Source organism: Diaphorobacter sp. JS3050, assembly GCF_013154915.1.
Classification (GTDB): domain Bacteria; phylum Pseudomonadota; class Gammaproteobacteria; order Burkholderiales; family Burkholderiaceae_C; genus Diaphorobacter; species Diaphorobacter nitroreducens.
Genome location: NZ_CP053553.1, coordinates 1,804,453 through 1,821,594, shown reverse-complemented (window position 1 = coordinate 1,821,594; position 17,142 = coordinate 1,804,453). Strand labels below are relative to the sequence as shown.

Sequence of the window (17,142 nt, the reverse complement as noted above, 5' to 3'; positions counted from 1 at the left end):
GTAAGCTCGGCCGCCCCCATGCCCTACACCCTCAGCGCCCCCGTTCACAGCGAACTCATCATCAAGAAAAGCCGCTTCATCGGCTGCGTGCAGCCCATGGCCGACCGCGCGAGCGCGCAGGCCGTGGTGGATGCGCTGTGGCGCGAACACCCGGGCGCGGTCCATGTGTGCTGGGCGCTGCTGGCGGGCGGCCAGTCCGCCGCGGTAGACAACGGCGAGCCCAGCGGCACCGCCGGGCGGCCCATGCTGGATGTGCTGCGCCACCAGGACCTGGAGGGCGTGCTGGCCACCGTGGTGCGCTATTTCGGCGGGGTGAAGCTGGGCGCGGGTGGCCTGGTGCGCGCCTATACCGATACCGTGGCCCAGGCGCTGCTGCAGGCCGACAAGGTGCCGCTGCAGCGCATGCGCACCCTGGAATGCAGCGTGCCCTACGCCCTGGAAGGACTGCTGCGCCGCATGATCGACGGTGCTGGCGTGCAGCTGCTGCAGGTGCAGCATGCCACGCTGGTCACGCTGCAACTGCGCCTGCCCGAGGCCGAGGCCGAGGCCTTCGTCCACCAGGTGAACGAAGCAGGCCAGGGCCGCGTGGCCTGGGGCGAATCCACGGACTGAAGACCGGGGGCGGGCCGCGCCCACGCAAGCCCAACAATGCCTGCGCGCCTACATGCCGCGCCGGCGCGCGCGGCGACACTGGCGGCCCGCATTGACAAGGAACCCCCTCCATGAGCCAGCCGCTGGACGTGATCATCCTGGGCGCCGGGTCCGCCGGACTGGCGGCGCTGCGCGAGGTGCGCAAGCGCACCGACCACTGGCGCATCGTGAACGACGGCCCCTGGGGCACCACCTGCGCGCGCGTGGGGTGCATGCCGTCCAAGATGCTCATCGAGGCCGCCAACGCCTACCATGCGCGGCGCGCGCTGCACACCTTCGGCATCGAGGGCGCGGATGCGCTGCGGGTGGACCTGCCCGCCGTGCTGCGCCGCGTGCGCGCGCTGCGCGATGACTTCGTGGCCGGCACGCTGGCCGCCACCGACGCGGGCGAGCGCGCCATCAGCGGCCACGCCCGGCTGCTGGACGCGCAGCGCGTGGAAGTGAACGGCCAGGTGCACACCGCGCGGCGCATCATCATCGCCACGGGCTCGCGCCCCATCGTGCCGGAGGACTGGCTGGCTTTTGGCGACCGCATCCTGACCACCGACACGCTGTTCGAGCAACCCACGCTCGGCCCGCGCGTGGCCGTCATCGGGCTGGGGCCGCTGGGGGTGGAAATCGCGCAGGCGCTCGCGCGGCTGGGGGTGGAGGTGATGGCCTTCGCGACGGGCAAGACCGTGGCCGGCCTGAGCGACCCCGCCATCAACGACGCGCTGCTGGCGCGGCTGAAGGACGAATTCATCGTCAACGTGGGCGACAAGGCCGAGTTGCGCGAGGTGGCCGGCGGCATACAGGTCACCAACGGCAGCGCGACCGTGGTGGTGGACCAGGTGGTGGCCGCCATGGGCCGGCGCCCGAATCTGGAGCACCTGGGGCTGGACACGCTGGGCGTGGCGCTGGACGACAAGGGCCGCCCGCCCATCGATCCGTGCACCCTGCAGGTGGGCGATCTGCCCGTCTTCATCGCGGGCGATGCCGATGGCGACCGCCCCCTGCTGCATGAGGCCGCGGATGAGGGCCACATTGCGGGGTTGAACGCCCTGGCGCCCACGCCGCGCGGCTTCGCCCGGCGCACGCCGCTGGCCATCACCTTCAGCCAGCCTCAGGCCGCCGTGGTGGGGCAGCGCCATGCCGATCTGCCCGAGGGGCAATGGGTGGGGGGCACGGTGGACTTTGCGCGCCAGGGCCGCGCGCGCGTGGCGCAGTGCAACCACGGGCGCCTGAACGTGTACGCCGAACACGGCAGCGGCCGCCTGCTGGGCGCCGAGCTGTGCGCGCCAGCGGGCGAACACATGGCCCACCTGCTGGCGCTGGCCGTCGAGCAGCGGCTGACGGTGCACGACCTGCTGCGCATGCCCTTCTACCATCCGGTGCTGGAGGAAGGCCTGCGCACGGCGCTGCGCGATGCGGCCTCGCGCCTGCCCAAGGCCAGCGATTCCGACCTCGCCGCCTGCGAGGCCTACGGCGCGAGCGCGCTGGACTGATACAAAAACAATAGCTGGCTGCGCTTGCCAGGATGGATTTTCAGCACCAAAACAGCTTGAAATTCTTACGTATCAAGCGCCAACAGCTATGTTTATAGAAGCACCCTTGAATCCGCGGTGAACTGGCCGATAACAAGAGGTACACCGGAGATCACCATGGACGTCGCCCTCACCCAATCCATCGTCAGCACCGCCAGCGCCCTCGCCAGCCGCGAGACGGCCGATGCCGTCCAGGTCACCGTGCTGAAGAAGGCCCTGGATACGCAGGAAACGGCCGCCGCCACCCTGCTCGCCGCCCTGCCCCAGCCACCGCTGGCGACCGAAGGCCCGCTGGGCACGCAGCTCAACACCTACGCCTGACGCGCACGGCGCGCTGGCTTTTTTTCGCCGGCTCAGGCCGGCTTCAGCCCTGGCCTTGCTCAGCGCAGCCGCGCAGGCGACAGGCCCGCCACGTCCACACCCTCGCGCGCCAGCTCGGGGGCCAGCGGCTCGCCCAGTGCCAACTGCCGCGTCAGCAGCGCCGCGCCCGCCGCGCTCTGGATGCCATAGCCGCCTTGCGCGGCCAGCCAGAAGAAGCCGGGCACATGGTTGTCCCAGCCAATGACCAGGTCGCCATCGGCCACGAACGAGCGCAACCCCGCCCAGGTGTGCGAGGGGCGGCGGATCTGAAAGCACGTCACCTGCTCGATGCGGTGGATGCCCATGGCCACGTCCAGTTCCTCAGGCACCACGTCGTGCGGCGCCACGGCGTCGGCATTGGCGGGGGAGCCCAGCATCTGCCCCGCGTCGGGCTTGAAATAGTAGTCCTCCGCAATGCCGATGACGGCTGGCCAGTGGGCCGCTTGCATGCCGGCCGGCACGGGGAAGGTGAAGGCCGTGCGCCGCCGCGGCTCCAGCCCGATGGGCGGCACGCCCGCCTGGGCTGCCACCACATCGGCCCAGGCGCCTGCGGCATTGACCACGGCGCGCGCGTGCAGCACCTCGCCATCGGCCAGGGTGATGTGCCAGCCCTCCTCGCCCCGTTGCAGGGCCGTCACCTCGGCATGGGTGCGGATCTCGCCACCACGCTGGCGCAAGCCGCGCAGGTAGCCCTGGTGCAGCGCATGCACGTCGATGTCGGCGGCGCCGGGCTCGCTCATGCCCGCGGCCACGGCCTGGGGGCGCAGGCACGGGGCCTGCTCCAGCAGCTCCTCGCGCGTCAGGCGGCGCACCTGCGGGTTGCGCGGCAGCGCCTCGGCGTAGGCGGCCTCCAGCAGGTCGAGCTGGTCGGGCCCCGCCAGGTACACCACGCCGCGCGGCGTGAGGATGGGGGCGCTGCCGAATTCGGGCGGCGGCGCATCGTAGAACGCGCGGCTGGCCCGTGTGAGTGCGCAGATGTTGGGCGTGCCATAGGTGGCCGAGTACAGCGCAGCCGACCGGCCGGTGGTGTGGTAGCCGGGCTGGGCCTCCCGCTCCAGCAGCAGCACGCGGCGGTGCGCGGCCAGTTCCCAACCGGCGGAGGCGCCGGCAATGCCCGCGCCGATGATCACGAAGTCATAGGGTTGCATGGGTTCCCTCGCCAATCACTGTCAGACCGCCGATGCCTGCGCCGCGGCACCGCGTGCGCCCAGCCGCGGCACGCCGCGCGCGTCATCGGGGTCCGGCGCGTGGGTGACGATGGAGGTGAGCGCGGGTTGCACCGGCCCCAGCCGGGCCAGGTCGGGCCGCGGGCGCTGCAGGCCATCGATGCGGGCGAAGGCCTGCTCCAGCCCCAGGCCGATGGACAGCAGGCGATGGTCGTCGCGAAAGCGCCCCACCACCTGCAGGCCGAACGGCATGCCGGCCGTGTCGCGCCCGCAGGGCACGCTGAGCGCGGGGTGCGTGGTCAGCGTGGTCACATAGGTCAGTGCCAGCCAGCGGTAGTAGTTGGCCTGGGGTTCACCGTTGATGTGACTCGCGTACAGCGCGGTCCACGGGAAGGGCGAGACCGGCGTGGTGGGTGCCAGGATCACGTCGAAGTTGGCAAACGCCTCCTGGAAGCGCGCCAGGATGCGCGTCTGCTCGGCCTGTGCCCAGGCGCTGTCCAGCAGCGACATGGCCGCACCCATCTCGTAGTTGGCGCGCGTGTTGGGCCCCAGGCTGGCGGGGTCGCGCTCGTAGGCCTCGCGCATGCCGGCCACGAAGCTCTCGGCCCGCAGCACGTCGAAGCAGCGGTGCACGTCGCCCAGTTCCAGCCGGACTTCCTCGCAGGAGCGGAACAGGTGGCGCATGGCGCCGATCTTGGCGCGGAACACCGCGCGGATGCCGTCGTCCACCGCGCAGGCGCCGAAGTCTTCGGTGTAGCCCACGCGCAGGCCGCCCAGGTCGGCCGGCTCCAGGTGCAGGAAGCTATGGGGGTCCAGCGGGTAGGTGAGCGGGTCGCCCGCCGACAGGCCGGCCGATGCGGCCAGCTGCAGGCAGGCCTCGGCCATCGTGCGGCCCATGGGGCCGACCACGGAGATCGGCGTCCAGCCCAGCAGCTTGCGCGAGCTGGGCACCACGCCGGGCGACGGCCGAAAGCCCACCACGCCGCACTTGGCCGCGGGGATGCGCAGCGAGCCACCCGTGTCCGAGCCCGTGCACACCGGCAACATGTCGCAGGCCAGCGCCGCGGCCGACCCGCCGGACGAGCCGCCCGCGTTCAGGCGCGGATCGAACGGGTTGCCCGTAGCGCCCCAGACCACGTTGCGCGAATTGGCGCCCGCGCCCATCTCGGGAATATTGGTCTTGCCCGTGACGATGGCGCCGGCCGCGCGCAGGCGCGCCACCAGCACGTTGTCCTGCGCAGGGATGTTCTCGCGGTAGATGGGCGAGCCGTAGGTGGTCAGCAGGCCGGCGGTGGCCTCCAGATCCTTCACGCCCATGGGCAGCCCGTGCAGCAGGCCGAGGGGCTCGCCGGCGCGTACCGCCCGCTCGGCGGCCTGCGCCTCGGCGCGGGCGCGGTCGTAGCAGGTGGCGGTGACGGCGTTCACATAGGGGTTCACCGCCTCGATGCGGTCGATGCAGGCTTGCAGCAGCTCGACGGGCGAGATTTCGCCCGTGCCGATGCGGTGGCGCAGTTCATTGGCGGACAGTTCCACCAGCGTGGGATCAGCAGTCATGGTCGTGAAGAAGGTCCAGGGGCCATTGTGGATGAGCCGCGCCTCAGTCGGCGGTGATGCCCGCGCGCTGCGCAATGGCACGCATCAGCGGCAGCTCCCGCTCGATCAGCGCGGCCAGCTCGGCCGACGAGGCGAATGCCGGCTCGAAGCCCAGCGCGAGCAGGCGCTCGCGCGTGTCCGGGTCGGCCACGACCTCGGCCAGCGTCTTCTCCAGCCGCGTCTTTACCGCGGCAGGCAGGCCTGCGGGCGCCACCAGGGCCAGCCAGGTGTCCATGTTCAGGCCGGGGTAACCGCTCTCGGCCAGCGAGGGTACCTGGGGCAGCAGGGTCGAGCGCTTCTCGGTGGTGACGGCAATCGCCTTGACTTTGCCCTCCTTGAGCTGGGGCAGCGCGGCCGACACCGTGTCCACGGTGAACGGAATCTGCCCGCCGATCAGGTCCACCATGGCCGGCGCGCTGCCTTTGTAGGGCACGTGCTGGATCTTCAGGCCCGCGGCATGAAAGAACATCTCGCCCGCGAACTGCGAGGTCGTGCCCGCACCGAATGAGCCGTAGGAATACTTGTCGGGCGCGGCCTTCACGGCGCTGACGAACTGCTTCACGTCGTTGACCGGCACGCTCTTGCTGGCCAGCAGGATCAGCCCCGTGCGCCCGGTGATGCCGATGGGATCGAAGCTCTTGACGGGGTCATACGGCAGCCGGGGCCGCACCGCCGGGTTCACCGTGAAGGTGGTGCCTGAGCTCAGCAGCAGCGTGTAGCCGTCCGGCGCGGCCTTGGCCACGTAGCTCGCGCCGATCACCGTGCCCGCGCCAGCGCGGTTGTCGATGACCACGCTTTGCCCCAGCTTGTCGCCCAGCTTCTTGCCGATCAAGCGGCCCAGCACGTCGGTGGCTCCACCCGCGGGGAACGGAATCACCAGCGTGATGGGCCGGGAGGGAAACGCCTCCTGCGCATGCGCGGGGGCGAAAGCGGCGGCACCCAGGGCGCAGGCCAGCATGGACAACATCGTCTTGCGGTTCATGGCGTTCTCTCCAGTCAAGCCAGTCAAAAAAAAGATCCTTTCGCGGGGCCAGGACTCGGCGAAGGCGCGTCAACCCAGGGCCCGGCCACGTTCCTCGAAGCGCGCGTAGGCCTCGGGCGGCACGTACAGCCCGCCGGTGGTCCACACCAGGTGCGTGGCATGTGCCAGGTGGGGCCACAGCCCTTGCGCGTGCAGCCAGGTGCGGCCCGTCTCGGTGCCCGTCAGGAAACCGGGGCCGCTCAGGCCCGCCGCCGCGGACGGCTCGATGCGCTCGCCCGTGGCATCCAGCACCTGTACCAGTTGGCGAAACAGGGTGTCGTCGCACACGGTGAAGCAGCCCGACAGCAGCGGCTCCATCAGCTCGGCCGCGGGCAGGGACGCGCGTGGCACGGCCAGGCCGTCGGCTTCCGTCCGGTTGGTGAGGCCCCAGTCGTACACCGAGGGGTGTGCGCCCTGTCCGGCCATCATTTGCACCATGAAACACGGCGACTGCACGGGCTCCGCGAAGAAGCAGTGCACATGCGCCCCCAGCACCTGCCGCAGGCCGAAGGTGATGCCCGCCGGCGCCCCCCCCACCCCGCAGGGCAGGTAGACGAACAGGGGGTGCTGCGCGTCCACGGCGATGCCCGCGTCCTGCAACTGCTGGCGCAGGTGCAGCGCCGCGGCGCTGTAACCCAGCAGCAGCGACAGCGAGCGTTCGTCGTCCACGAAATGGCTGAACGGGTCCTGCGCCGCCTGCGCACGCCCCGCGGACACGGCGCCCTCGTAGTCACCCGCGTGCTCCACCACCTGCACGCCGCGCTGGCGCAGACGCTGCTTCTTCCATTCCTTGGCATCGGCCGACATGTGCACCACGGCACGAAAGCCCAGCGCCGATGCCGCCACGCCGATGCTCAGGCCCAGGTTGCCCGTGGAGCCTACGGCCACGGTGTGGCGCGCAAACACGGCGCGCGCAGCGGGGTTTGCCAGGGCGCGGTAGTCGTCGGCATCGGACTGCGGCGTCAGCAGGCCGTGCTGCAGTGCCAGGCGCTCGGCCAGCTCCAGCACTTCATGGATGCCTCCGCGTGCCTTGATGGACCCGGCCACGGGCAACCGGTGGTCCGCCTTGATCCACAGCGCGCCCTGGCCCGCGACGAGCCCCGCCGCGGCATGCAGGCTGGATGCGGGTAACAGGGGCGACTCGATCACGCCACCCGTCGCCTGCAACTCGGGGAACACGCCCTCCAGCAGCGGCGCAAAGCGCGCGAAGCGTGCCGCCGCCTCCTTTGTATCATCCAGACTAATGCCATCACCGGCCACGGCCTGCCGTGCGGCGGGTATGGACTGCCTGTGCGGGTTGAGCCATAGGCAGGGCTCGGCGCGGCGCAGCTGTGCGGCCGGGGCGTCGTCCTGCAAGTGGTCCTGTGTGGAAACAACGGAGGGCATGGGCTGCGGTCGGTGGAAGGTGGGTATAGACGGCATTCTTGGCATGCCCCGGCACCGATACAACTCATTTATATTGACGAGTGCATTAGTTTGAATAATGAATTCACGGCTTTTTCCTTCCCTGCTCGCGTGGCTGCGCTGCTTTGAAGCAGCCGCACGCCACGGCAGCTTCACGCGCGCGGCGGCGGAGTTGTGCATTACCCAGGGCGCGGTGAGCCAGCAGGTCAAGCAACTGGAAACCTGGCTGGGGCGCCCCCTCTTCGTGCGCACGCCCCGCACCCTCATGCCCACGCCCGAGGGCAAATGGCTGGCCGTGGTGCTGCGTGAGAGCTTCGGCGCCATCGAGGACGCCCTGTCGCAGATGCGTGTGACCGGCGATACGCCGGTGGCCACGCTGAGCTGCTCCCCCTCGTTTGCCATGCAATGGCTCACGCCGCGGCTGGGGGATTTCTTTCGTGAGCACCCGGACGTGGGCCTGCGCGTGTTTGGCGAGTTCCACCGGCTGGACCGCACCCGCATGGTGCGCGACGGGGTCGAGGCGGCAGTGCGCTTCGACCTGGGCGGCTACACCGACCTGCGCGCCAGCGTGTTCCTGGATGAGTGGCTGATTCCCGTGGCCAGCCCCGCCTTCCTGGCCGCCCATCCTGACCTGCAGTCAACCTCGCAATTGCGCGGTGAATGGCTGCTGCACGACAGCAGTGCCTGGGAGGGTGCCGACCCATTCGAGGAATGGCAACACTGGTGCGCCTGCACGGACACAGCGCCGCCCGCCTGGGGCGCCGGGCAGCAGTTCAACCTGTCGCAATTGGCGCTGAGCGCCGCCCTGGCGGGCCAAGGCATTGCCATGGGGCGCGCGGCCCTCGTGCTGGAAGACGTACGGCACGGGCGGCTGGTGCCGCTGTTCGGGTGCAGCGTGCGCTCGCGGGCGTCGTACTCTTTCGTCACCACGGCGCATCCCAGCCCGCCGATGCTGCTGGTCAAGGAATGGCTGGCGCTGCAGGCACAGCGCTTTGCGGAGTTGCGCGGGGCTCTGCTGCCGTGTCCCGCTTGAAAAAAGAAACTTATAAAGCGCTTTTTACTAAAAAAGCGTATAAAGGATGACATGACGCATTCGTTGATCACCACATTGGCAGAAGTGCGCAAAGCCCGGCGCATCACACAAGCCGACCTGGCCGCGCAAGCCGGCCTGTCGCGCATGGCCGTGCAGCGCACCGAGACGGGGGACGTGGACCCGCGCTTTTCCACCCTGGCCGAGATGGCCCGCGTGCTCGGCATGGAGCTGATCGCCGTGCCGGCCGAGTTGAGCCCCGCGCTGCAGGCCTTCATCCAGTCGGGGGGCAAGTTCCTGGGCCAGCCCTCGGGGGCGGATGCGCCCCCCTCGGTGGTGGAGAGCCTGGGTCGCTGATCAAGACGCACGACAAGACGCACGATGAGTACCGCCATCCGCTACCTGCGCCTGTACCTGCACCGCCCTGCAGCGCAGGGGGGCGGGCGGCGCGGCATCGGCTACCTGTCCCAGTACGGCGACATCCTGCGCGTGTCCTTCGATGAGGACTACATCGCCGACCCGCAGCGCCCCACCCTGTCGCTGAGCTACCGCGGCGCGAACGAGGCGGACACGCAGCAGATCCTGCGCTCGGCGCGTGACGCCCGCTTGGTGCGCACCGACGGACGTTGGCCGGCGTACTTCCAGAATCTGCTGCCCGAGGGCCACAACCGCGACCGCCTGGCGCGCGAACGCGGCTGCGCGCCCGACGACGAATTCGAGCTGCTGGCCGCCGCCGGCCACGACCTGATGGGCGCGCTGGAGGTCGAACCCGTGCCCGCCCAGGAGGGCGTGCCCGACGTGGTGCGCTACTGGCACACCACGCAGGGCCTGGACGTGCTGGAGCCCGGGTTTGTCGAATACCCGGTGGAAGACGCCGCCTCGCTGCCCGGTGTGGTCACCAAGTTCAGCGCCGTGCAGGACGGGCGCCGCTACCTCGTCAAGCGCCGCGGCGCCGCCGGCAGCGTGATCCTCAAGCTGCCCACCACCGCCCACCCGGACCTGGTGGCCAACGAGTTCACCTGCTACCAGCTGGCCGGTAGCCTGGGCCTGCATTGCGCCCAGGCGCGCATCATCACCCGCGCCGAGGCCGAGCTGCCCGAGGCCGTGCCGTTCGACGACATCCTGGCCGTGCAACGCTTCGACCATCTGGCCGACGGCACCCGCGTGCACATGGAGGAGTTCAACCAGGCCCTGGGCTACGCGCCGCGCCAGAAGTACGGCAAGGGCCTGTTGCAGGACTGGGCCACCATGCTGCGCGTGGTCGATCGCCTGAGCGACCAGCCGGTGCAAGACACCCGCGAGTTCCTGGCGCGCATGGTGGCGTTCATCCTCATGGGCAACACCGACGCTCACCTGAAGAACTGGGCACTGGTCTACCCCGACGGGCACACGCCGCGCCTGGCGCCGCTGTACGACCCGGTGTGCGTGGCTGCGTTCTTCGAGGGAGCGACCGAGCACCAGTACGCGGTGAATCGCGCCATCGACCGCAGCATGCGCGCGCTGGACTGGGACGCACTGCAGGCCCTCATCAAGACCGCCGGCCTGTTGCGCATACCGCGCCACCTGGCACTGCTGCGGGACCTGGTACGCCGCGCGCAGGCCGACTGGCCCGCACTGCTGGCTGACGCCCCCTCCACGCTGCAGCGCACCGTGCAGGCGCGGCTGGCGGGTGGCGTCGCACTCACGCACCCATAACAGTCGGGCCCGGTCCAGCCGGGTGCGGCAGCCGCCCCCGTCGGTGAAAAGCCTGTGGGGCCACGCCCCGCAGCAGCTCGGTGCCCGACAGCCTTTGCCACAGGGTGCTGCCTAGATGGACGTGCAAACCGGTGCCTGCCCCGAGTCCGGCCACCATCGTCAGTCACAGCCATGAGGCGGCGGCGACCGCGCCTTCATTGGCCAAGGGATAAGCCGCGCGCCGCCGCAGCCCTCAGCGGCTCTGCATCCATCCAGCAGCCTCATCCATCAAATGCCCGCGAAACACTTCGGCAATGGGCGACAGCCGCTTGCCCTTGGGCCAGACCAGGTGCCACTGCGATTGGATGGGAAAACCCTGCACGTTCAGAATGGCCAGGCCATCGAGGTGCGGACCCAGCGCGTGCCGCGAAACGATGGAAACGCCCAGTTGCCCTTGCACCGACTCCTTGATGGCCTCGTTGCTGCCCAGCTCCAGTACCGCAGCGGGCGCAAAGCCCAACTGGCGCAGATGGGCGTCCGTCGCCATTCGTGTGCCTGAGCCTTTCTCGCGCAGGATGAACCGCTCGCTCTGCAGCTGCGGCAAGGCCACCCGTTTCTTGGCGGCCAGCCGGTGCCCCGCGGGAGCGATGACCACCAGCGGGTTGGGCATGAGCACATGGTCCTCCAGCGGCAGATCGCCCGGCGGCATGGACATCACGTAAAGGTCGTCCTGGTTGGCACGCAGACGGGTGATGACATGGTCGCGGTTGAGCACTTCCAGCGAAATGTCGATCTGGGGGTGCAGCTTGCAAAAGCTGCCCAGCAGGCGGGGAACGAAGTACTTGGCGGTGCTCACCACCGCCACCTTGAGCCGGCCGCTGGTCAGGCCCTTGGCGCCCGAAATGCCCTGTTCAAACGCATCCCACTCGCTGGCGATCGCGCGGGCCGTGCGGGCCAGGGCCTGGCCCGCCTCGGTCAGGTACACGCGGCGCGACACCACCTCGTACAGCGGCACGCCCACCGCTTGCGCTACCTCGCGCAACTGCATCGAAGCCGTGGGCTGGGTCACGTGCATGAGCTTGGCGGCGGCGCTCACGCTGCCGGTCTCGGCCAGCGCAAGAAACAGGCGCAGTTGGCGAAAAGTGATATTCATAGATTTTTATCTATAGATAACCGCATTCGAATCGATTTTACTTTGCCCCCTGCCCTCTCTAGCATCGCCTCCCATCACCCATGTGGAGTTGAAGAATGCAAAGCTTGCTGGACCCTGCGGTCCTTTTTTTTGCGCTGGGCGCTTTTGCGGGCCTGGTGCGGTCCAACCTGGAGATGCCTGCAGCCATCTCGAAGTTCTTGTCGATTTACCTGCTCACGGCGCTGGGCCTGAAGGGCGGCTTTGCGCTGGCGGCCTCGGGCTTCACGGCCAGCGTGGCCAGCAGCCTGGGGCTGGCGGTGCTGCTGGCCGTGGTGGTGCCCCTGGTGGGTTACGCGCTGCTGCGACGGGTGCTGTCGGGCTTCAACGCGGCGGCCGTGGCGGCCACGTACGGATCGGTCAGCGCAGTGACATTCGTGACCGCCACGCAGTACCTGGAATCGCAATCCATCTCCTACGGCGGCTACATGGCCGCGGCCATGGCGCTGATGGAGTCGCCCGCCATCCTCCTGGCCGTGATGCTGGCCAATGCGCTGCGCCAGCGCCAGGCCGCGCCCGCAGCCCATGCTGCGCCCGTGATGGCCGTTTCTCCTTCAGGCGCCGCCCTGGCCTGCCCCGGCGGGGTGGGTGCCGCGGGCCCCACCCCAGCGGGCAAGGGCGGTCCGGCCTTGTCGGTGGGGACGATCCTGCGCGAATCGTTCACCGATGGCACCCAACTGCTGTTGCTCGGCGCCATGCTCATCGGCCTCATCACGGGCGACGCAGGCAAGGCCGCCATGCAGCCGTTTTCGGGTGACCTGTTCAAGGGCATGCTCTGCCTGTTCCTGCTGGACATGGGCCTGTCTGCCGCGCGCAATCTGCCCGCCGTGCGCAAACAGTCGCCCTGGCTGTTGGCCTACGCAGTGTGGGGTCCGCTGGTGCATGCCAGCGTGGCGGTCGGCCTGGCGTGGCTCGCCCAGGTGCCCGCGGGCGACGCCGTGCTGTTGATAGTGCTGGCCGCCAGTGCGTCGTATATCGCCGTGCCCGCGGTGGTGCGCTATGCGATACCCGAGGCAGATCCTTCGCTGTACGTCAGCCTGTCGCTGGGTGTGACGTTTCCGCTCAACATCCTGCTGGGCATCCCGCTGTATACGCAGGTGGTGTTGCAGTTGTGGGGTGGTTAACGGCTTGGGCACCAAAGCGCATTGCCCCGGCGGTGGCATCCGCTGCCGGGCATACGCCACCCATCTTGCTATCAATAAAATAGCTTCAACCGCTTATCCAACCCGCGCCAGCTCGTCTTTTTACTCAAAAAATTTCGGCACCTGCCGAGCGCAGCAGGGCGGCTGCCGCGTCGGCTTTCATCGCGAGGGCGCAGCCCAGGGCGGTGTTGCCTTGCAGGTCGGCCGCGCGCGGGTTGGCGCCGCGTGACAGCAGCAGTTCCACCACGGCCGGGTGGTTGAACAGGGCGGCGAACATCAGCGGCGTACGGCCATCGGGCGAAGGCCCGTCCACGGCCGCACCACCGTCCAGCAGCAGGCGCACCATGTCCACGTCGCCCTTGAAGGCGGCGCCGGCCAACGGCGTCTGCCCGCGGCCGTTCACCAGCCCCGCATCGGCTCCGCGCGCCAGCAACAGCCGCGCGGCCTCGGCATGGCCGTGGTAGCTGGCCAGCATCAGCAGGCTGTCGCCCTGGGCATTGCGCAGGTCGGGCGGCAGGCCGTTGTCCAGCCACAGCGCCAGACGCGCGGCGTCGCCCTGGCGCGCGGCGTCGAACACCTTCTCGGCAAAGGCCAGGGTGGCTTCGTCCAGGGCGGGGCGTTCGGGCGTGGCGGTCATGGGGTTCTCCAGCGTCAAGGTGTGAGCCATTGTAGGAACGGGCGCCCTGCCCCGCCGCGCATTTGCGCTATGGCTTCGATAGCTTGACAGGCCGCACGGGTCAATGCCCCGTGACCTTGGAGAGCAGCTGGATCACCAGCACGCCGCCCACGATCATGGCCATGCCGACGACGGCCGGCAGGTCCAGCTTCTGCCCATAGAGCAGCCAGCCGACCAGCGAGATCAGCACGATGCCCAGCCCCGACCACACGGCGTACACCACGCCCGTGGCCATGTGGTTCATCACCTTGGAGACGAGGTAGAACGCCACGCAGTAGCCCAGCACCGCCAGCGCGCTGGGCCCCAGCCGCGTGAGCCCCTGCGAGGACTTGAGCGCCGAGGTGGCCACCACCTCCGCCATGATGGAGATGCCGAGCAGAAGGTACGGATGCATGGGTAAGAAAGTGCGGTGCGTGCGAGATTTATCAAAATGATAGCTGCTCGCGCTTGATGGGAAAGCGCTCCAGGCATATTTGGCTTGAAATTCCCACGCTACACCCTACCCGCCCGTGCAGACCAGCCGCTGCTCGCCCAGCCCCGTCGCGCCCAGCCGCATCACGTCGCCCGCGCGCAAGAAACGCGGCGTGGGCTTCTGTCCCAGGCCCACGCCGGCGGGCGTGCCGGTGAGCACCAGATCGCCCGGCTCCAGCGTCATGAACTGGCTGATGTAGGCCAGCACCCGGGGCACGCCGAAGATGAAATTGCGCGTGTGGCCGTCCTGCATGCGCTGGCCGTTCACCTCCAGCCACAGCCCGATGGCGTGCGGGTCGGGAATCTCGTCGGTGGTCACCAGCCAGGGGCCCACGGGCGCGAAGGTGTCGCAGCCTTTGCCCTTGTCCCACTGCCCGCCACGCTCCATCTGGTAGCTGCGCTCGGACACGTCGTTGGCCAGCACGTAGCCGGCCACATGGGCCAGCGCATCGGCCTCGGCCACCTGCTGCATGCGCGTGCCGATGACGATGCCCAGCTCCACCTCCCAGTCGGTCTTGAGCGCGCCGGGCGGGATGCGCACGGCGTCCGTGGGGCCGCTGAGCGCGCTGGTCGCCTTCATGAACAGCACGGGCTCTGCCGGCGCGGGCAAGCCGGCCTCGGCCGCATGGTCGGCGTAGTTCAGGCCCACGCAGACGATCTTGCCGACACCGCCCACGGGGCAGCCCAGGCGTGTGCCGGGTACCACCGCGGGCAGGCGCGCGGCGTCGATGGCGGCCAGCGCGGCCAACGTGCGTGGCGCCAACTGCGTGGGGCCGATGTCCGGCAGCAGCATGGACAGGTCGCGCAGCACGCCCTGGGCGTCGATCAGGCCGGCGCGCTCCGCGCCGGGTTGTCCGTGGCGGACGAGTTTCATGGGTGTCTCCGTGGGTTTGATCGGGACGATCTTATGCATGCCATCCCGTTCATCCATCGCATCGACTGATGGCCGCATCGCGTTTGGCGATGGCGAGGCCGGCACGGCCGCCCCGCGCCACGCGTACGATGCGCAGCTTCGCCGCCCCGCCATGCACACCCACATCCCCGAATCGCCCGCCAGAACCGCCGAGGACGACCATCCACGCCCGCACAGCCTGCGGGAGCTGTTCTGGGCCTTCACCTGGCTGGCGCTGCAGGGCTTTGGCGGCGTGCTGGCCGTGGTGCAGCGCGAGCTGGTGGAACGCCGCCGCTGGATGAGCAACGAGCAGTTCGTCGAGGACTGGGCCGCCGCGCAGATCCTGCCGGGCCCGAATGTGGTGAACCTGTCCATCATGGTGGGCGACCGCTACTTCGGCCTGCGCGGCGCGCTGGTGGCCGTGGCGGGCATGCTGTTGCTGCCCATGCTGCTGGTGGTGGTGCTGGCCGTGGTCTACGCCGGCTTTGCCGACCAGCCCATGGTGGCCGGCGCTCTGCGCGGCATGGGCGCCGTGGCCGCAGGCCTGGTGGCGGGCGTGGGCTGCCGTCTGGCTGCATCGCTGCGCAAGCACCCGCTGGGGCCCTGGGCCTGCGGCGCGATCGCAGCCGCCACCTTCGTCGCCATGAGCGTGCTGCGCCTGCCGCTGGCCTGGGTGCTGCCCGTGGTGGGCGGCGCGGCCTGCGCCCTCACCTGGCGCAAGCTCGCTCCCGCGGGGCACTGACGCAGCCATGGCCGCACCGCTGACCTTGCACCTGCAGCCGCTGGACTGGCTGAACCTGTTCCTGTACTACCTGTCGCTGTCGCTGCTGGCCGTGGGCGGCGCCATCGCCACCGCACCGGACATGCACCGCTTCCTGGTGGAGCGCCAGGGTTGGCTGACCGAGGTGCAGTTCAACACCTCCATCGTCATCGCACAGTCGGCTCCCGGGCCCAACGTACTGTTCATCGCCCTGCTGGGCTGGAACGTGGGCCTGAACGCGGCCGGCACCGGCACGCATGCGGCCTGGGCCTTCGGCGCGCTGGGCGTGGCGGTCTGCATGCTGGGGGTGCTGCTGCCCAGCAGCCTGCTGACCTGGGCCGCCACGCGCTGGGCACACCGCAACCGCGAGCGCCGCTCGGTGCGCGCCTTCAAGCAAGGCATGGCACCACTGGTGATCGGCCTGCTGCTGGCCACGGCCTGGGTGCTGGGCAGCGCCCATGGCGAGCCCGCGCAAGACTGGCCACTGTGGCTGCTGAGCGCGGCCACCACCCTGCTGGTGTGGCGCACGCGCATCCACCTGTTGTGGCTGCTGGGCGCGGGGGCGTTGCTGGGCGCGTTCGGCTGGGTCTAGCGCGGTATCAGGGCCGCAGCGCGCGACGGTAGTCCGCCAGCGCCTGCACCGTGGTGCACAGCAAGCCATGCGCACGGGCAAAGCGGGCCACCTGTGCGCCGCGCGCCATGCTGCCGTCGGGGTTCATGAGCTCGCACAGCACGCCCGCAGGCGGCAGGCCGGCCAGCACGGCCAGGTCCACGGCCGACTCGGTATGGCCGTCACGCTCCAGCACCCCGCCCGCGCGTGCCACCAGTGGGAACACGTGGCCCGGGCTTACGACCTCGGGTGCACACCCCGGCGCCGGAATGCGCAGGGCGCATCGCACGGTCTGCAGGCGGTCGGCCGCCGACACGCCGGTACTCACGCCATGCGCGGCCTCGATGGACTGGGTGAACGCGGTGGAGAACGCCGAGCGGTTCACCTCCACCATGGGCCGCAGCCCCAGCGCCTTGGCATGCGCGGGCGTCAGGCACAGGCAAACGATGCCGCTGCCCTCACGGATCATGAGTGCCATGGTGGCCTCGGTCATGTTGGCGGCAGCGCAGACCAGGTCGGCCTCGTTTTCGCGGTCGGCGTCATCGAGCACCAGCACCGGGCGGCCGGCCGCGATCGCGGCGATCACCGCGGGCAGGGGCGCGAGCGTGACCTCCCGTGGGAGATCGCCAGGGGCGGACAAGAAAGTGGCGGGAAAAGACATGAAACGCTCCTCGGTTGAAATGAAGAAACGCCTCAAGGCATGCAAGAAGCACCCACGCGCGCCATGGGCCCGGGGCCCGGCACGCGCGAAGCACACGGCCGCGCCCAGGGCACTGGGCCCCGGTCGCGGCACGTCTTCTTTCATCCGGACTATGACCGTCGGCCCCGGACTGGGAGTGGCCTGCGCCGCCCCGCACCGGGTCTGCTGACCCCCGGTTGCACTGATGACAACCGGGGCGCTCGCGGGCTCGCGGTGCAAGAAAACCTCCATGCGCCGCCTACCGCCGGTGGGGAATTCCACCCCGCCCTGAAGACCTGCC

Annotated in this window: 18 protein-coding genes and 1 riboswitch; of the genes, 9 read left to right on the top strand and 9 right to left on the bottom strand. The window is 69.7% G+C overall.

The window, feature by feature from the left end:
* Nucleotides 1–18 precede the first annotated feature (18 nt).
* The 3 genes from HND92_RS08890 (at nt 19) to HND92_RS08880 (ending at nt 2,495) form a co-directional block, all read left to right on the top strand.
* The gene (locus HND92_RS08890; protein ID WP_172206768.1) at nt 19–612 is read left to right on the top strand and encodes a YigZ family protein; all 594 of its coding nucleotides are present in this window, start codon (nt 19–21) and stop codon (nt 610–612) included.
* A gap of 110 nt (nt 613–722) precedes the next feature.
* Nucleotides 723–2,135 (top strand): dihydrolipoyl dehydrogenase, encoded by a 1,413-nt coding sequence (locus HND92_RS08885; protein WP_172206767.1) that lies wholly within the window; start codon nt 723–725, stop codon nt 2,133–2,135.
* Between the two features lie 156 nt (nt 2,136–2,291).
* Nucleotides 2,292–2,495, top strand: a complete 204-nt coding sequence (locus HND92_RS08880) for a YjfB family protein (RefSeq protein WP_047350331.1) — start codon at nt 2,292–2,294, stop codon at nt 2,493–2,495.
* 59 nt (nt 2,496–2,554) lie between these two features.
* Here the strand turns inward: HND92_RS08880 and HND92_RS08875 are convergent, their stop codons facing one another.
* From HND92_RS08875 to HND92_RS08860, 4 genes are all read right to left on the bottom strand, one after another.
* Nucleotides 2,555–3,682, bottom strand: a complete 1,128-nt coding sequence (locus HND92_RS08875) for an FAD-binding oxidoreductase (RefSeq protein WP_172206766.1) — start codon at nt 3,680–3,682, stop codon at nt 2,555–2,557.
* A 21-nt stretch (nt 3,683–3,703) separates the two neighbouring features.
* Nucleotides 3,704–5,254 carry an amidase gene (locus HND92_RS08870; protein ID WP_172206765.1) on the bottom strand — a complete coding sequence of 517 codons (1,551 nt, stop codon included), beginning with the start codon at nt 5,252–5,254 and terminating at the stop codon, nt 3,704–3,706.
* Nucleotides 5,255–5,297: 43 nt separating this feature from the next.
* The gene (locus HND92_RS08865) at nt 5,298–6,275 is read right to left on the bottom strand and encodes a tripartite tricarboxylate transporter substrate binding protein (protein WP_015913179.1); all 978 of its coding nucleotides are present in this window, start codon (nt 6,273–6,275) and stop codon (nt 5,298–5,300) included.
* Between the two features lie 69 nt (nt 6,276–6,344).
* Complete coding sequence (locus tag HND92_RS08860; RefSeq protein ID WP_172206764.1) at nt 6,345–7,700, bottom strand: D-serine ammonia-lyase; 1,356 nt, start codon at nt 7,698–7,700, stop codon at nt 6,345–6,347.
* 97 nt (nt 7,701–7,797) lie between these two features.
* Between HND92_RS08860 and HND92_RS08855 the strand changes: the two genes are divergently transcribed.
* Genes HND92_RS08855 through HND92_RS08845 form a run of 3 tightly spaced genes read left to right on the top strand, consistent with a single transcriptional unit; the run spans nt 7,798 to nt 10,443 of the window.
* Nucleotides 7,798–8,751 carry a LysR family transcriptional regulator gene (locus tag HND92_RS08855; RefSeq protein WP_172206763.1) on the top strand — a complete coding sequence of 318 codons (954 nt, stop codon included), beginning with the start codon at nt 7,798–7,800 and terminating at the stop codon, nt 8,749–8,751.
* 39 nt (nt 8,752–8,790) lie between these two features.
* Complete coding sequence (locus HND92_RS08850) at nt 8,791–9,105, top strand: helix-turn-helix transcriptional regulator (protein WP_371814889.1); 315 nt, start codon at nt 8,791–8,793, stop codon at nt 9,103–9,105.
* Between the two features lie 24 nt (nt 9,106–9,129).
* Nucleotides 9,130–10,443, top strand: a complete 1,314-nt coding sequence (locus HND92_RS08845) for a type II toxin-antitoxin system HipA family toxin (RefSeq protein ID WP_047350327.1) — start codon at nt 9,130–9,132, stop codon at nt 10,441–10,443.
* A gap of 232 nt (nt 10,444–10,675) precedes the next feature.
* Here HND92_RS08845 and HND92_RS08840 read toward each other — a convergent pair whose 3' ends face one another.
* Nucleotides 10,676–11,575, bottom strand: coding sequence for a LysR family transcriptional regulator (locus tag HND92_RS08840; RefSeq protein ID WP_015913175.1), 900 nt, complete (start codon nt 11,573–11,575; stop codon nt 10,676–10,678).
* 95 nt (nt 11,576–11,670) lie between these two features.
* Here HND92_RS08840 and HND92_RS08835 point away from each other — a divergent pair, with 95 nt between their 5' ends.
* Nucleotides 11,671–12,735, top strand: coding sequence for a sodium-dependent bicarbonate transport family permease (locus HND92_RS08835; RefSeq protein WP_172206762.1), 1,065 nt, complete (start codon nt 11,671–11,673; stop codon nt 12,733–12,735).
* Between the two features lie 124 nt (nt 12,736–12,859).
* Here the strand turns inward: HND92_RS08835 and HND92_RS08830 are convergent, their stop codons facing one another.
* The 3 genes from HND92_RS08830 to HND92_RS08820 all read right to left on the bottom strand — a co-directional run bounded on the left by HND92_RS08830 (nt 12,860) and on the right by HND92_RS08820 (nt 14,774).
* A complete protein-coding gene (locus tag HND92_RS08830) occupies nt 12,860–13,420 on the bottom strand; it encodes an ankyrin repeat domain-containing protein (RefSeq protein ID WP_172206761.1) in 561 nt (186 codons plus the stop codon).
* Between the two features lie 70 nt (nt 13,421–13,490).
* Complete coding sequence (locus HND92_RS08825; protein WP_172206760.1) at nt 13,491–13,823, bottom strand: SMR family transporter; 333 nt, start codon at nt 13,821–13,823, stop codon at nt 13,491–13,493.
* Between the two features lie 105 nt (nt 13,824–13,928).
* Nucleotides 13,929–14,774, bottom strand: coding sequence for a fumarylacetoacetate hydrolase family protein (locus HND92_RS08820; protein WP_011805466.1), 846 nt, complete (start codon nt 14,772–14,774; stop codon nt 13,929–13,931).
* Between the two features lie 151 nt (nt 14,775–14,925).
* Here HND92_RS08820 and HND92_RS08815 point away from each other — a divergent pair, with 151 nt between their 5' ends.
* Both HND92_RS08815 and HND92_RS08810 read left to right on the top strand, forming a co-directional pair.
* Nucleotides 14,926–15,534, top strand: coding sequence for a chromate transporter (locus tag HND92_RS08815; RefSeq protein ID WP_172209218.1), 609 nt, complete (start codon nt 14,926–14,928; stop codon nt 15,532–15,534).
* Between the two features lie 7 nt (nt 15,535–15,541).
* Complete coding sequence (locus tag HND92_RS08810) at nt 15,542–16,144, top strand: chromate transporter (RefSeq protein ID WP_015913169.1); 603 nt, start codon at nt 15,542–15,544, stop codon at nt 16,142–16,144.
* A 7-nt stretch (nt 16,145–16,151) separates the two neighbouring features.
* Here HND92_RS08810 and ribB read toward each other — a convergent pair whose 3' ends face one another.
* Nucleotides 16,152–16,823: a 3,4-dihydroxy-2-butanone-4-phosphate synthase gene (gene ribB, locus HND92_RS08805; protein WP_172206759.1), complete on the bottom strand. Its 672-nt coding sequence runs from the start codon at nt 16,821–16,823 to the stop codon at nt 16,152–16,154.
* Nucleotides 16,824–16,951: 128 nt separating this feature from the next.
* Nucleotides 16,952–17,141: riboswitch (FMN riboswitch) on the bottom strand.
* Nucleotide 17,142 lies beyond the last annotated feature (1 nt).